Origin of the sequence: Alsobacter metallidurans, assembly GCF_014636935.1 — a bacterium.
Classification (GTDB): domain Bacteria; phylum Pseudomonadota; class Alphaproteobacteria; order Rhizobiales; family Beijerinckiaceae; genus Alsobacter; species Alsobacter metallidurans.
The window spans coordinates 1,191,446-1,204,452 of sequence record NZ_BMES01000002.1 but is presented as its reverse complement, the minus strand read 5'-3'; the positions used below and the strand labels follow the sequence as shown (position 1 = coordinate 1,204,452).

Annotated in this window: 16 protein-coding genes; 8 read left to right on the top strand and 8 right to left on the bottom strand. The window is 65.9% G+C overall.

What is annotated here, in order from left to right:
• The first annotated feature begins 65 nt into the window (after window positions 1-65).
• The 3 genes from IEV99_RS15975 (at window position 66) to IEV99_RS15965 (ending at window position 2,930) form a co-directional block, all read left to right on the top strand.
• Complete coding sequence (locus tag IEV99_RS15975) at window positions 66-491, top strand: organic hydroperoxide resistance protein (RefSeq protein WP_188518741.1); 426 nt, start codon at window positions 66-68, stop codon at window positions 489-491.
• Window positions 492-625: 134 nt separating this feature from the next.
• The gene (locus IEV99_RS15970; protein ID WP_188518740.1) at window positions 626-2,158 is read left to right on the top strand and encodes an acyl-CoA carboxylase subunit beta; all 1,533 of its coding nucleotides are present in this window, start codon (window positions 626-628) and stop codon (window positions 2,156-2,158) included.
• A gap of 139 nt (window positions 2,159-2,297) precedes the next feature.
• Entirely contained in the window at window positions 2,298-2,930 is a 633-nt protein-coding gene (locus tag IEV99_RS15965; RefSeq protein WP_188518739.1) for a hypothetical protein, read from the top strand.
• Here IEV99_RS15965 and IEV99_RS15960 read toward each other — a convergent pair.
• Window positions 2,927-3,889: a glycosyltransferase family 8 protein gene (locus tag IEV99_RS15960; protein ID WP_188518738.1), complete on the bottom strand. Its 963-nt coding sequence runs from the start codon at window positions 3,887-3,889 to the stop codon at window positions 2,927-2,929. The genes IEV99_RS15965 and IEV99_RS15960 overlap by 4 nt on opposite strands.
• A 220-nt stretch (window positions 3,890-4,109) precedes the next feature.
• Here IEV99_RS15960 and IEV99_RS15955 point away from each other — a divergent pair, with 220 nt between their 5' ends.
• From IEV99_RS15955 to IEV99_RS15945, 3 genes are all read left to right on the top strand, one after another.
• The gene (locus tag IEV99_RS15955) at window positions 4,110-4,553 is read left to right on the top strand and encodes a hypothetical protein (RefSeq protein ID WP_188518737.1); all 444 of its coding nucleotides are present in this window, start codon (window positions 4,110-4,112) and stop codon (window positions 4,551-4,553) included.
• Window positions 4,554-4,699: 146 nt separating this feature from the next.
• Window positions 4,700-6,703: an acetyl-CoA carboxylase biotin carboxylase subunit gene (locus IEV99_RS15950; protein WP_188518736.1), complete on the top strand. Its 2,004-nt coding sequence runs from the start codon at window positions 4,700-4,702 to the stop codon at window positions 6,701-6,703.
• A gap of 134 nt (window positions 6,704-6,837) precedes the next feature.
• Window positions 6,838-7,299, top strand: coding sequence for a gamma-glutamylcyclotransferase family protein (locus tag IEV99_RS15945; protein WP_188518735.1), 462 nt, complete (start codon window positions 6,838-6,840; stop codon window positions 7,297-7,299).
• 42 nt (window positions 7,300-7,341) lie between these two features.
• On the opposite strand, the gene IEV99_RS15940 is transcribed toward IEV99_RS15945, so the two are convergent.
• The 4 genes from IEV99_RS15940 to IEV99_RS15925 form a co-directional block, all read right to left on the bottom strand.
• Window positions 7,342-7,596 (bottom strand): hypothetical protein, encoded by a 255-nt coding sequence (locus IEV99_RS15940; RefSeq protein WP_188518734.1) that lies wholly within the window; start codon window positions 7,594-7,596, stop codon window positions 7,342-7,344.
• Between the two features lie 70 nt (window positions 7,597-7,666).
• A complete protein-coding gene (locus IEV99_RS15935; RefSeq protein WP_188518733.1) occupies window positions 7,667-8,008 on the bottom strand; it encodes a hypothetical protein in 342 nt (113 codons plus the stop codon).
• Between the two features lie 231 nt (window positions 8,009-8,239).
• Window positions 8,240-8,860, bottom strand: a complete 621-nt coding sequence (locus tag IEV99_RS15930; protein ID WP_188518732.1) for a glutathione S-transferase family protein — start codon at window positions 8,858-8,860, stop codon at window positions 8,240-8,242.
• A gap of 32 nt (window positions 8,861-8,892) precedes the next feature.
• Complete coding sequence (locus IEV99_RS15925; RefSeq protein ID WP_188518731.1) at window positions 8,893-10,065, bottom strand: isovaleryl-CoA dehydrogenase; 1,173 nt, start codon at window positions 10,063-10,065, stop codon at window positions 8,893-8,895.
• A 117-nt stretch (window positions 10,066-10,182) separates the two neighbouring features.
• Here IEV99_RS15925 and IEV99_RS15920 point away from each other — a divergent pair, with 117 nt between their 5' ends.
• Together IEV99_RS15920 and IEV99_RS15915 are read left to right on the top strand one after the other, a co-directional pair.
• Entirely contained in the window at window positions 10,183-10,662 is a 480-nt protein-coding gene (locus IEV99_RS15920) for a methyltransferase family protein (RefSeq protein ID WP_188518730.1), read from the top strand.
• An 11-nt stretch (window positions 10,663-10,673) separates the two neighbouring features.
• Window positions 10,674-11,549: an S-methyl-5'-thioadenosine phosphorylase gene (locus IEV99_RS15915; RefSeq protein WP_188518729.1), complete on the top strand. Its 876-nt coding sequence runs from the start codon at window positions 10,674-10,676 to the stop codon at window positions 11,547-11,549.
• A 55-nt stretch (window positions 11,550-11,604) separates the two neighbouring features.
• Here IEV99_RS15915 and IEV99_RS15910 read toward each other — a convergent pair whose 3' ends face one another.
• Genes IEV99_RS15910 through pgsA form a run of 3 tightly spaced genes read right to left on the bottom strand, consistent with a single transcriptional unit; the run spans window position 11,605 to window position 12,917 of the window.
• Entirely contained in the window at window positions 11,605-12,072 is a 468-nt protein-coding gene (locus IEV99_RS15910; protein ID WP_188518728.1) for a molybdenum cofactor biosynthesis protein MoaE, read from the bottom strand.
• 1 nt (window position 12,073) lies between these two features.
• On the bottom strand, window positions 12,074-12,325 hold the full coding sequence (gene moaD, locus IEV99_RS15905; RefSeq protein WP_188518727.1) for a molybdopterin converting factor subunit 1: 252 nt from the start codon (window positions 12,323-12,325) through the stop codon (window positions 12,074-12,076).
• Between the two features lie 10 nt (window positions 12,326-12,335).
• Window positions 12,336-12,917, bottom strand: a complete 582-nt coding sequence (gene pgsA, locus IEV99_RS15900) for a CDP-diacylglycerol--glycerol-3-phosphate 3-phosphatidyltransferase (protein ID WP_188518726.1) — start codon at window positions 12,915-12,917, stop codon at window positions 12,336-12,338.
• Between the last annotated feature and the right edge of the window lie 90 nt (window positions 12,918-13,007).

Here is a 13,007-nt window from a genome sequence, read left to right as displayed (position 1 = left end):
CCCACGCCCTATGATCTCCAAGTCAACATTTTGCGGCGCCCGCCGCTCAATCAGGAGATCCCCCCATGGACCAACCGAAGGTCGTGTACACCGCCCACGCTTCCGCGACCGGCGGCCGCGATGGCCGCGCCGTTTCGTCGGACGGCGTGATCGACGTGAAGCTGTCCGTCCCCAAGGAAATGGGCGGCGCCGGCGGCGAGGCCACGAATCCGGAGCAACTCTTCGCGGCAGGCTATTCGGCTTGTTTCCTGGGGGCCATCAAGGCAGTGGCCCGCAAGAGCAACATCAAGGTTCCGGACGACGCCAAGGTCTCGGCTGACGTCGGCATCGGGCCGATCCCGACCGGCTTCGCGATCAAGGTCGACCTGCACATCTCGCTGCCAGGCATCGAACGGCAGCAGGCCGAGCAATTGGTGCACGACGCCCATATCGTGTGCCCATACTCGAATGCAACCCGCAACAATGTGGAAGTCAGCCTGACGGTCGAGTGAGCGTGGGCGGGGGAGGGCTTTGCGCCGTCTCCCCCATCCGTCGAGTTCCAACCTGCGTCCGGCGCATGCTAAGCAGCCGGACGCAGGTTTTTTTGTGGGCGGCCGACTCGGCCGGGCCACGGAGGCACGGTCGCATGAAGGACATTCTCGAAAGGCTCGACGATCGGCGCGCGGAAGCCAAGCTTGGCGGCGGGCAGAAGCGCATCGAGGCACAGCATGCGCGCGGCAAGCTGACGGCGCGTGAGCGCGTGGAGTTGCTGCTCGACAAGGGCTCGTTCGAGGAATTCGACACCTTCGTGCAGCATCGCTGCACGGATTTCGGCATGGAGGCCAACAAGGTGCCGGGCGACGGCGTGGTGACCGGCTGGGGCACCATCAACGGGCGTACGGTCTTCATCTTCGCCAAGGATTTCACGGTATTTGGCGGCTCACTGTCGGAAACGCATGCGGCCAAAATCACCAAGATCCAGGACATGGCGCTGAAGATGCGCGCTCCCATCATCGGGCTGTTCGACGCCGGCGGCGCCCGCATCCAGGAGGGCGTGGCCGCGCTGGGCGGCTATGGCGAGGTCTTCCGCCGGAACGTCCAGGCCTCCGGCGTGATCCCGCAGATTTCTGTGATCATGGGCCCATGCGCGGGCGGCGACGTTTATTCGCCCGCGATGACGGACTTCATCTTCATGGTGCGCGACACGAGCTACATGTTCGTGACCGGTCCGGACGTGGTGAAGACGGTCACCAACGAGACCGTCACGGCCGAGGAGCTCGGCGGCGCTAAGGTTCACACCACGAAGTCGTCCGTAGCGGACGGCGCCTGGGACAACGACCTCGAGGCGCTCCTGCAGGTTCGCCGCCTGATGGATTTCCTGCCCGCCAACAACACGCAGGGCGCGCCGGTCTGGCCGAGCTTTGACGCCGAGGATCGGGTCGAGATGTCGCTCGACACCCTCGTGCCGGATAATCCGAACAAGCCCTACGATATGAAGGAGCTGATCGCGAAGATCGCGGACGAGGGCGACTTCTTCGAAATTCAGGAGAGCTACGCCAAGAACATCATCACCGGCTTCGCCCGCATCGAGGGCCGCAGCGTCGGCGTTGTCGCAAACCAGCCGATGGTGCTCGCCGGCGTGCTGGACGCGGACGCCTCCCGTAAGGCGGCGCGCTTCGTCCGCTTCTGCGACGCGTTCAGCATCCCGATCGTGACGCTTGTGGACGTGCCCGGCTTCCTTCCCGGCACAGCCCAGGAATATGGCGGCCTCATCAAGCACGGCGCGAAGCTGCTGTTCGCCTACGCACAGGCAACCGTACCGCTGGTCACGGTAATCACCCGCAAGGCCTTCGGCGGCGCTTACGACGTGATGGCGTCCAAGCATATCGGCGCAGACGTGAACTATGCCTGGCCCACGGCGCAGATCGCCGTGATGGGCGCCAAGGGCGCGGTGGAGATCATCTTTCGCCAGGACATCGGCGATGCCGACAAGATCGCGGCGCGCACCAAGGAATACGAGGAGCGCTTCCTGTCGCCCTTCGTGGCGGCCGAGCGTGGCTACATCGACGAGGTCATCATGCCGCATGGCACGCGCCGCCGAGTGGCCCGCGCGCTTGCGATGTTGGCGGAGAAAAAAGCCGAGCAGCCCTGGCGCAAGCACGACAACCTGCCTCTCTGATAGGCTCGGATGGGTTGTTTTGCCGGGTGCAGGCCTTTACGGGCCCTCAAGCATCCGGCGCGATCGCAACCTCTCGTTAAGGCGGCTCACAGCAATTAGCGCCAAATTGGCCGCAATGGCCTTTGGCGTGGAGTTGCCTGTGTTCGCGGCGTTTGATCCCGATTTCTGTATTCCCAAGCGGCAAGAGCCCGGCGATTCCGAGGCCGTCCATCTGGCCGAGCTCAGGGCGCTCCGCATGGAGGCGCGCGATGGTGCGGCGGTGGCGCACCGCGTTCGCAAGGTGCTGATGGCGCATGCCGACCGCGCGGTGACGCGCCGGGAGGCGGAGGCGCTGTTCGATATCGCCGAAACCGCGCGCGAGGGCGCTTCCGAGGATTTCGCGGCGCTGTTTGCGGTGGCGGTCGCCAACCATCTGCTCTCGGCCGGCGCAGGCGCGGCGGAGGCGTCGATCTTCGCCCGGAGCTTCTGGCTGGACGCAACCGTGCTGGCGGCGGCGCAGAGCGGCGTCGCGGCGCCCTCGTTGTTCGCGCAGGTGGTGACCGCCGCTCTCACCGAGGAGCGGGTGAGCGCCTGCGAAGGCTGGGTGGCGCGCGGCGCGTCCGAGGCCACATTGCAGGCCGTCACGCGGGCGGCGGACCCGGCTCGCAGCTGGGTCGCCGAGCGCCTCGGCCGGCGCGGCGCGGCGCTCTCGGGCGCGGAAGCGCTGCTGGTCGCGGCGTTGAAGCCGTGCTGCGACCTCACGCCTGCAAGCGCGGTCGCCAAGGCGGCCTAAGCCGACGCTTGCGGGCGCCAGCCGTCCGCGAAGCTCACTGTTTCAAGAAAGGCCCGCAGGCGCTCCCGGAAGGGCGCCATGCGGGCCTTTTGCGTTGGATCGCCCGCCTGGGGCGCGGCAGGCTCGGCGGCGAAGCTGGGCCAGGGAGACGCCGCGAACCAGCTGGCGTAAGCCTCGGCATGCGCGGGCGCGCCAGGGTAGCCGGCTTCCCACGGCTTCGGCCGGTTCACGAAATGGCGGACCACCGGCTCGACCTCGTCCTCGAGGTCGAGCAGCAGAAAGTCGCCCATGAAATTGTAGCGCGGCGAGAGCGGCGCGAAGGCGCCCTGGATGACGCTGTTCAGCGCGCTTTGCTCCAGGAACGGATAGCGCGCCGGCGCGGCCCGTAGCCTTGCTGCAGCCTCCTCGGCGACGCCGGCCAGCGTCCACGCGTGCCGGTCAATCAGCGTCAGCCCGTTGTTGAAGTAGGGCGTGTCCGGCGCGAGCCCGAGCTCGGCCCGATAGGCGCGGAACTCGGCCGTGAGCGGGCCGTCCTCGAAGTCCTTCAGGAAGATCATGTCATAGGCCGCCGCCAGCGCGCGGCCGTCCAGGTTCAGTCCGGCCAGGCGCGCGAGGCCCGGGCGGACGACCTGCATGTCGGCGTCCATCGAGACGAACCGCTCATACCGCTCCGGCAGGATGCGATGCAGCGCGAGGCGCCGGTTCACCGCCGAGGTGAAATGCCCGCGTGTCGGCAGGTCCGCGACGTGCCGGGTCCAATCCACCGGCAGCAAGGTGATGCGGCCGCGCAAGGCGGGGTCGAGATCCTCAAAGCCCTTTGCGACGTCGCGGTCCTCGCAGAGGAACAGGATGTCGAGCCCCTCGGCATCCGGCTGGGCCAGCAGCGTCGCGGCCGTGAACACCGCAGGGCGGAAATACAGGGCGTCCGGCGTGAAGCAGACGGGCAAGGGAGCGGTCATGACGCATTCCGCAGGCGGGCTTCCTGCCTAGCCTGCGGGACGATCCCTGTGAATAGCCCACCCGCGGATTAATTCTCAAGTAAGTATGGCTGGTCAGGCCTGTTTAACCTGAATTTTCGTTAGGACATAGACCTTTAACTTGCGCTCCATACGTGTGGATCAATGATTACTGCACGAAAGAGAGAAGAGCGGCGACAATAAAGCCGCGGAGGTCAAACAGATGAACGCCAACCGCATCCAGAACGTCGTGATCCGGACCATCGAGAAGCAATCGATTGCTCTGGATGACGTTCGCGAAATCCAGCGGCTGATCGAAGATGCAGGGATCTCCAAGGAAGAGGCCGAGGGGCTGATCCGCATGGAGCGGATGGTGGGCCAAGCCTGCGACGCCTGGGCCGAGTTTTTCGTCGAGGCCTTGACCGCGCATCTGGTCTGGGAGCGTCGCCCCACCGGCTACATCCGCGACGAGGACGCCGCTTGGCTGATCACGTGTCTGCAAATGGCTCGTAGCGGCCCGGCTCTGAACGTAGGCCCGCTCCTGGTCAACCTGGTTCGCGAAGCCGAGCGCGTCGACCAGGCGGTGATCGCGCTCGCTCTCGAAGAGAATCGCGGCCTGAGGGCCCTGCAGGACCCGGAAGTCGCGCTGGTGCGCCGCGCGGCCTGAGCCGCCTCCTCTGATTTTGACGAGTAGACGGGCGTGGCCGCGAGGCTGCGCCGGTTTGCATCTCAGTCCTTCGGTGAGTGGACGACCCCGCGCCCGCAGCCTAGAAACGATCTCGAATCCAGCGTGGCTTCGATCTCGGGACGGGCATGTTCAATAAAATTCTGATCGCCAACCGCGGCGAAATCGCCTGCCGCGTCATCAAGACAGCCCGCCGCATGGGCATCAGGACCGTTGCGGTCTATTCGGACGCCGATCGGGACGCGCTGCATGTCGAGATGGCCGACGAGGCCGTCCATATCGGCCCGCCCGCCGCCGCCCAGTCCTATCTGCTGATCGAGAAGATCGTGGAAGCCTGCAAGGCGACCGGCGCCGAGGCGGTTCATCCGGGCTATGGCTTCCTGTCGGAGCGCGCCGCTTTTCCGAAGGCGCTGGAGGCGGCCGGGATCGTGTTCATCGGTCCCAATCCCAAGGCCATCGAGGCCATGGGCGACAAGATCGAATCCAAGAAGTTCGCCAACGCCGCCCGGGTTTCCACCGTACCGGGGCATCTCGGCGTAATCGAGGATCCCGCTCACGCGGTGACGATCGCGGACGAGATCGGCTACCCGGTGATGATCAAGGCCTCGGCGGGCGGCGGCGGCAAGGGCATGCGCATCGCCTATTCGGCCGATGAAGTCGCGGAAGGCTTCGCGCGCGCCAAATCTGAGGCCGCGTCCTCGTTCGGCGACGACCGCGTGTTCGTTGAGAAGTTCATCGTCGACCCGCGCCACATCGAGATACAGGTGCTGGGCGACAAGCACGGCAACGTCATCTATCTGGGCGAGCGCGAGTGCTCCATTCAGCGCCGCAACCAGAAGGTGATCGAGGAGGCCCCGTCGCCGCTGCTGGACGAAGCGACCCGCCGCCTCATGGGCGAGCAGGCCTGCGCGCTGGCCCGCGCGGTGGGCTACGATTCCGCCGGCACGGTCGAGTTCGTGGCCGGGCAGGACCGCTCGTTCTTCTTCCTGGAAATGAACACGCGCCTGCAGGTCGAGCATCCGGTCACCGAGATGATCACCGGCGTCGACCTCGTCGAGCAGATGATCCGCGTCGCGGCAGGCGAGAAGCTCTCGATCACGCAGGACGACGTGAAGCTGAACGGCTGGGCGGTGGAGAGCCGCGTCTATGCCGAGGACCCGACGCGCAACTTCATGCCGTCCACCGGCAGGCTCGTGAGCTATCGTCCGCCCGCCGAAGGCCGCACCGGCGATGTGATGGTGCGCAACGACACCGGCGTCTACGAAGGCGGCGAGATCTCGATCTACTACGACCCGATGATTGCCAAGCTGGTGACACATGCGCCGACGCGGCTGGAGGCCATCGAGTCGCAGGGCAGGGCGCTCGACGCATTCGCGATCGAGGGTATCCGTCACAACATCCCGTTCCTGTCCGCGTTGATGGCGCATGAACGCTGGAAGGCTGGGCGCCTTTCGACCGGCTTCATCGCCGAGGAGTTCCCGGAGGGCTTCAAGCCAATCGCCCCGGAGGGCGAAACCGCGCACCTGATGGCCGCGGTCGCGGCCGCGATCGATCACAAGCTCAATGGACGCAAGCGCGGCATTTCGGGCCAGCTACGCGCCGCCGCGCCGGTGCAGTTCGAGACCGAGCGGGTGGTGATGCTCGGTGGCCAGCGTTTCGACGTGGCCATCGAGGACATGAGCTACGCCACGGTGGTGCGCTTCGGTGAAGGCCACTCGCACGAGGTGTCGTCGGGCTGGCGGCCGGGCGAGCCCGTGTGGCAGGGCACGGTCGACGGCAACGAGGTCGCCCTGCAGGTTCGGCCCCTGCTGAACGGGGTGGCGCTGTCGCATGCGGGCGCCTACGCGGCCGCGAGGGTCTATACGCGCCGGGAGGCCGAACTCGCGGCCTTGATGCCCGAGAAGGTCGCGGCCGACACCGGCAAGTTCCTGCTGTGCCCCATGCCGGGGCTGGTGAAGGCGATCTCGGTTGCGGAAGGGCAGGAGGTCAAGGCCGGCGAAATGCTGTGCATCGTCGAGGCGATGAAAATGGAGAACGTGCTGCGCGCCGAAAAAGACGGCACCGTGGCCAAGATCCTGGCCAAGGAAGGCGACAGCCTGGCCGTGGACGCCGTGATCATCGAATTCAAGTGAGTTGTGGCGCCGCCGCCTTCGGCGGCGCGTTTGCGCCGGTTCGGGGAGGGACCCTCGTCCCTACCGTCCTTGCGCGCTATTACGGCGCAAGCGCTTCTAGACTCACCACTGGCCGTTCCATCGAGTCTTGATCCATGCCCCTTTATTTCGCCTATGGCTCCAACATGGATCGCGTCGCCATGGAGCAGCGCTGTCCGCGGTCGACGATCGTCGGCCTGGCCCGCCTGCCGCGGCATCGGTTCATGATCATGGCGGAGGGCTACGCGTCGGTGGTGCGCGACCCGCGTCGAACCGTGCACGGCGTACTGTGGGATCTGGCGCTTTCGGACATTCCGGCGCTCGACCGCTACGAGAGCCTGCATACGGGCCTTTACACCAAGATCAACCAACCGGTGGTGACGCCAGGCGGAGCACGCCGCGCCCTGGTGTATGTCGGCCGCACGGATCGCCCCGGGAAGCCGAAGCCCGGCTATCTCGAGGGCGTGGTCGCGGCGGCTCGTGCCGCCGGATTGCCGGCCGACTATGTCTTTGAGCTCGAGCATGGGGAGCCGGCGCCCCGCAAGCCTGGGGCGCCGCTGTTCAGGGCGCCGATCTGAGCGCCAGATACACGCGCGTCCGTGCGCGCCTGACGTCTTACATCAAGCGCCCGGGGCCATTGCGATGGCGGGGACATCCAGGGATCTGCCTATTGCGCCTTCCCGAACCATCATGATGCTGTTCTTGCCGATGAAGAGCAGTTCGCCGTTCTCGGCGATGAACTCGAGAAACAAGCCTTCGCGGTTCAACGCCGATGCGATGCTGGCGGATAGTCCCGCCGTAATAGCCCCCACGAGGGTACGCCCGTCCGCAAGGGTCAGGGTCACGGGCAGGCGCTTGTTGTCTTTTGCGAACATCGGTCACCACTGTCTGAGGTCCAGCATTCTTGGACCACGAACGTTTAGATACGATGATCAGCAGGGATCCTTACGTCGGCCTCGGGGTGATGTAGACCTGATACGCTTCGCGCAGGGCGCCGTGCATCGCTTCCAGGTAATCCCTGACCTCTTCGGGCAGGGTTAGTCCGCCATATTGCGCCGGGTTGTAGCGGGCGGCCCGGTCCAGATAGGCGAGCCGGACCACGTCGGGCGTGGCATCGATTGGGAGGTCGAGCAGTTCGTGCAGCGACGCCGCCAGCGCCGGGAACCTGAGCCCAGACAGCCGGCTCGACGACCGCAGCACGGCAATCTGCTTCTTGCTGACATAGGCGAACTCGCCCTCCTCCACTACGAGTTGAATGAAATCAGCCGGCTGGTCCAGCAGCTCCATCATCCCGTCTATGGGAAAGCCGTAGACGGCTCCGTTAAGGTGGCGTCCTCCGACAAGCGTAATTGCAACGCCTGTGATCAAATCTTCTGTATTTACAATCATCGCGTCCGTTCCAGTCACAACTGACGCTGTTCTACTGGATGCGGATTGCAATCATCTCACTTGGTTACCCGAGGGAGTCGGATGGCCGTTAACCCTCTAAGCACGTCTGGAAACCATGCCCGCCACAGCTCATGTGATGGGACGCGGAAAAGCGGTTCGGGAAGCCGGATTTTCGGTAAGGCGATTGTACCAAGCTTCCAAATTGGGCCGGTTTTCGCGCTCGATGGGCATATTCAGCCAGCGGTGCAGCTGTGGACCAACGACGCATTCGGCCATGGTGAACGAGTCGCCCGCCAGAAATGCGTGCTCGCCCAGGTGAGCATCGAGAACCTTGGTCACCGAATTGGTCTTGACCCGCGAAGCCTCAACGGCCGCCATGTCTCGCTTCTCCGGCGCCGTGCGTACGAGGTTCACAAACGCCGGGCCCACAGCCGGATTCAGGGTGGTCTGCTGCCAGTCCATCCAGCGATCCGCCCGGGCCCGAGCGACCGGATCGACGGGCCACAACGTGCCCGCGCCGTGCTTCGCGGCAAGGTAGCGAACTATTGCGTTGGATTCCCACAGCACAGTGTCGTCGTCCTGCAGCGTGGGGACGAGGCCGTTCGGGTTCATGGCCCGGTATCCCGGCGTGTCCACTACCCCGTGCACCCCGCCGGCCTCGTTGCGCTGGTAGACAAGGCCGAGCGCATCGGCGGCAAAGACGACTTTCTGGACGTTGACGGAGCTGAGACGCCCCCAGATCACGAGCATGTTTGGGCTTCCTTGGTGAGGTGGGCTGGCGGTCACATCGTCTTTGCGAACAGCTCGCGTCCGATCAGCATGCGGCGGATTTCGCTGGTGCCGGCGCCGATCTCGTAGAGCTTGGCGTCGCGCAGCAGGCGGCCGGTGGGGTAGTCGTTGATGTAGCCGTTGCCGCCCAGCAGCTGGATCGCGTCAAGCGCCATCAGGGTCGCCTTCTCGGCCGCGATCAGGATAGCGCCGGCCGCGTCCTCGCGGGTGGTTTCGCCCCGGTCGCAGGCCTTGGCGACGGCGTACACATAGGCCTTGCAGGCGTTCATGGTGACGTACATGTCGGCGAGCTTGCCCTGCACGAGTTGGAACTCGCCGATGGGCCTGCCGAACTGCTTGCGCTCGTGGACGTAGGGCATCACCACGTCCAGCGCCGCCTGCATGATGCCCAGCGGGCCGGCGGCCAGCACGGCGCGCTCGTAGTCGAGGCCCGACATCAGCACGTTGACGCCCTTGCCGACCTGGCCGAGGACATTCTCTTCGGGGATCTCGCAATCCTCGAACACGAGTTCGCACGTGTCGGAGCCGCGCATGCCGAGCTTGTCCAGCTTTTGGGCGGTGGTGAAGCCCTTCATGCCCTTCTCGACGATGAAGGCCGTAATGCCCTTGGAGCCAGCGTCAGGATCCGTCTTGGCGTAGACGATCAGCGTCCCGGCGACCGGCCCGTTGGTGATCCACATCTTGGAGCCATTGAGCACATAGCGGTCGCCGCGCTTTTCGGCTCGTGTGCGCATAGAAACCACGTCGGAGCCCGCCCCGGGCTCGGACATCGCCAGCGCGCCGACATGCTCGCCCGAGATCAACTTGGGCAGGTATTTGCGCTTCTGCGCCTCGGAGCCGTTGCGGCGCATCTGGTTGACGCAAAGGTTGGAGTGGGCGCCATAGCTCAGCCCGACCGACGCGGACGCGCGGCTGACTTCCTCCATGGCGACGACGTGCTCGAGATAGCCGAGCCCGGAGCCGCCATATTCCTCCTCCACGGTGATGCCGTGCAGGCCCAGCGCACCCATCCGCGGCCAGAGGTCGCGGGGGAACTCGTTGGTCTTGTCGATCGCGTCGGCGCGGGGCGCAATCTCGCTTTGCGCAAAGCCCGCAACCGTTTCGCGAATGGCGTCGGCGGTTTCGCCAAGGTCGAAGTTGAAGGGACGTGGGGCGTTGGCCAGCATGGTCTTGGCGTTTCCTCTTGTGCGATAGCCGTTTGCTGCAGGATAACCCGGACGCGGCCCGCTTGTAGAGGGCGACGCGCACAAGGCGTTTGGGCGAAAGCCGCAGGGGGGATGGGCATGGCGCACGACATCGGCGAAAGGCCCAACACGATCCCGTGGCCGCCGCTGATTTATTCCGCCGCCATGTTGCTGGCTTGGGGGCTGGAGCAGGTCGACCCCTTCATATGGCTCGACCTGCAACTGCGGATCGTGCCCGAGTGGGCCGGCGTCGCGCTGTTCGCGATCGCGATCCTGGCGGATCTCGGTTGCTTCATTGTCCTTCGTCGAAAGGGGACGACCGTGCTGCCCAACGCGCCCAGCAAAGCGCTGGTGACGACGGGGCCGTACCGGTGGTCGCGCAATCCAATTTATGTGGCCAATACGGTCGCGCTTCTTGGCTTCGCGCTGGCGTTGCGCTGGGGTTGGCTGCTGCTGCTGGTGCCTGTCACCATCGCGGCTGTGAACTGGCTCGCGATCTCGCGCGAGGAGGCGCATCTGGAGCGCCGCTTCGGCCAGGACTGGCGCGACTACGCCGCCCGGGTGCGGCGCTGGATTTAGGGAGCCGACACATGAGCAGGGCCGTTCTCGGGATCATCGGGGGATCCGGCGTCTACGACCTGCCTGGCTTGGCCGACCTTCGCGAAGAAGCCGTCGGGACGCCGTGGGGCGATCCGTCGGACGTGCTCCGCTTCGGCCGTATCGGCGAGACGTCAATCGTGTTCCTGCCACGGCACGGGCGCGGGCACCGCCTCTCACCGTCCGACATCAACTACCGCGCCAATATCGACGCCATGAAGCGGGCAGGGGTGACCGACCTGGTGTCGCTCTCGGCCTGTGGGTCGTTCAAGCCGGACCTGCAACCGGGGCTGTTCGTGCTCGTCGACCAGTTCGTGGATCGCACCCATCGCCGGGAAAGTTCGTTTTTCGGGGCGGGGTGCGTCGCGCATGTGTCCATGGCGCATCCCGTCGGTCCGGGGCTCGTGGCGCGGTTGGCCGCGGCCGCCGAGAAGGAGAGCGTGGCCTGCCGCCGGGGTGGGACCTATGTGTGCATGGAGGGGCCGCAGTTCTCCAGCTATGCGGAGTCCAACACCTACCGCCACCTCGGCTACGACGTGATCGGCATGACGGCGATGCCCGAGGCCAAGCTGGCGCGCGAGGCCGAGATCACCTACGCGACGCTTGCGATGGTGACTGATTTCGACTGCTGGCATCCCGAGCACGACGCCGTGGATGTCGCCGACGTCATCAAGGTGATGCACCGCAACACCGAGAAGGCTCGCCGTGTGGTGGCCCGGCTCGCTGCCGATTTCCCGCGCGAGCGCGAGGACTGCCCGGCGGGATCGCACAAGGCGCTGGACACCGCGATCATGACTGCGCCGTCGGCTCGGGATCCGGCCCTTCTCGCAAAGCTGGACGCGGTGGCCGGACGGGTGCTCGGACATTAAGGCCGCAGCCACACCCTCCCCCTCAAGGGAGGGTGGCGCTTCGCGCTGGTCCGCGCTATCGCGCCCAGCGTTCCGCGGCCTTGTCGTCCACGTCCTTGGCCTCGACCCAATCGCCCTGTGATCCGTCGACGCGATGCTCCTTTTTCCAGAAGGGCGCGCGGGTCTTGAGATAGTCCATCAGGAATTCGGCCGCCTCGAACGCAGCGGCGCGGTGGGCGGAGGCCGTGACGACCAGGACGATCGGCTCGCCCGGCGCGATCTTGCCGTGCCGGTGGATCGCGACGAGGCCCTGCAGCGGCCAGCGCTCCGCGGCCTCGGCGGCGACCCGGCGCATCTCCTCCTCGGCCATGCCGGGGTAATGCTCCAGCTCCAGCGCGGCCAAGGCGCCGCCCTCGGCCCGGCAAAGCCCCGTGAAGCTGACCACGGCGCCCACATCCGTGCGGCCTGCGGCGATCCCCGCCAGTTCGGCCGCGACGTCGAAGGGTTCGGCCTGGATGCGGACGGTGAGCGGCGCCTGCGCCATCTCAGCCGCCCGTCATGGGCGGGAAGAACGCGATCTCGCGGGCGCCCGCGATTGGCGTCTCGGGCTTCACGTGTTTGCGGTCTATCGCCGCCCGCACAATGGTTGGGTTCTCGAACGCATAGGCGTATTCCTCGCCGAGGCTCGCCAGCCAGGCTGCGAGGTCCGCGACCGTCCTGACGTTCTCGGGCGGCGTCAGCTCTTCCTCGGGCTTGCCGATGCGTTCGCGGACCCAGGCGAAGTAGACGATCTTCATGAAACGGCCCTCAGGCGCCGTGGTCCACGATGTGGTGAATGCCGGCGCGGAAATAATCATAGCCCGTGTAGAGCGTCAGGATCGCCGCGACCCAGAGCAGGCCAAGCCCGATCGCCACCGTGCCGGGCAGCACGTGCTCGCCTGCGGGGCCGACGATCAGAAAGCCTATCGCGATCAGTTGCAGCGTGGTTTTCCACTTGGCCACGGTGGACACCGGCACGCTGACGCGCAATTCGGCCAGATATTCGCGCAGGCCCGAAACCAGGATCTCGCGCGAAAGGATCACGATGGCGGCCCAGATCGACCAGCTCGTGATGGTGCGGTCCGCCACCAGCATCAGCAACGTCGCCGACACCAGAAGCTTGTCGGCGATCGGGTCCAGCATGCGGCCCAACGTCGACTGCTGCTGCCAGGCGCGCGCCAAATAACCGTCGAAGAAGTCGGTGATTCCCGCGACCGCGAAGACGAACAGCGCCGTCCACCGCATCCAGAATTCCTCGGGCCAGAACATGCAGGCCACGACGACTGGCACCGCGAACACGCGGCCATAGGTCAGGATGTTCGGGAGATTGAGGGGGTTTGCCCGCCGCATGTCGCTCGCCAGCATCAGTTGGGGCCGAGGAAACATGCCGAGGGGAGGGGCGTCAACCGACCCGGGGCGTTTAGCTGTCGCGCTCGCGCC

What these genes read in the sequence shown, in the direction of transcription:
- IEV99_RS15975 (WP_188518741.1), top strand. Translation starts at nt 66, where the DNA reads ATGGACCAACCGAAGGTCGTGTACACCGCCCACGCTTCCGCGACCGGC.
- IEV99_RS15970 (WP_188518740.1), top strand. Translation starts at nt 626, where the DNA reads ATGAAGGACATTCTCGAAAGGCTCGACGATCGGCGCGCGGAAGCCAAG.
- IEV99_RS15960 (WP_188518738.1), bottom strand. Translation starts at nt 3,889, where the DNA reads ATGACCGCTCCCTTGCCCGTCTGCTTCACGCCGGACGCCCTGTATTTC.
- IEV99_RS15955 (WP_188518737.1), top strand. Translation starts at nt 4,110, where the DNA reads ATGAACGCCAACCGCATCCAGAACGTCGTGATCCGGACCATCGAGAAG.
- IEV99_RS15950 (WP_188518736.1), top strand. Translation starts at nt 4,700, where the DNA reads ATGTTCAATAAAATTCTGATCGCCAACCGCGGCGAAATCGCCTGCCGC.
- IEV99_RS15945 (WP_188518735.1), top strand. Translation starts at nt 6,838, where the DNA reads ATGCCCCTTTATTTCGCCTATGGCTCCAACATGGATCGCGTCGCCATG.
- IEV99_RS15940 (WP_188518734.1), bottom strand. Translation starts at nt 7,596, where the DNA reads ATGTTCGCAAAAGACAACAAGCGCCTGCCCGTGACCCTGACCCTTGCG.
- IEV99_RS15935 (WP_188518733.1), bottom strand. Translation starts at nt 8,008, where the DNA reads ATGGAGCTGCTGGACCAGCCGGCTGATTTCATTCAACTCGTAGTGGAG.
- IEV99_RS15930 (WP_188518732.1), bottom strand. Translation starts at nt 8,860, where the DNA reads ATGCTCGTGATCTGGGGGCGTCTCAGCTCCGTCAACGTCCAGAAAGTC.
- IEV99_RS15925 (WP_188518731.1), bottom strand. Translation starts at nt 10,065, where the DNA reads ATGCTGGCCAACGCCCCACGTCCCTTCAACTTCGACCTTGGCGAAACC.
- IEV99_RS15920 (WP_188518730.1), top strand. Translation starts at nt 10,183, where the DNA reads ATGGCGCACGACATCGGCGAAAGGCCCAACACGATCCCGTGGCCGCCG.
- IEV99_RS15915 (WP_188518729.1), top strand. Translation starts at nt 10,674, where the DNA reads ATGAGCAGGGCCGTTCTCGGGATCATCGGGGGATCCGGCGTCTACGAC.
- IEV99_RS15910 (WP_188518728.1), bottom strand. Translation starts at nt 12,072, where the DNA reads ATGGCGCAGGCGCCGCTCACCGTCCGCATCCAGGCCGAACCCTTCGAC.
- moaD (WP_188518727.1), bottom strand. Translation starts at nt 12,325, where the DNA reads ATGAAGATCGTCTACTTCGCCTGGGTCCGCGAACGCATCGGCAAGCCC.
- pgsA (WP_188518726.1), bottom strand. Translation starts at nt 12,917, where the DNA reads ATGCGGCGGGCAAACCCCCTCAATCTCCCGAACATCCTGACCTATGGC.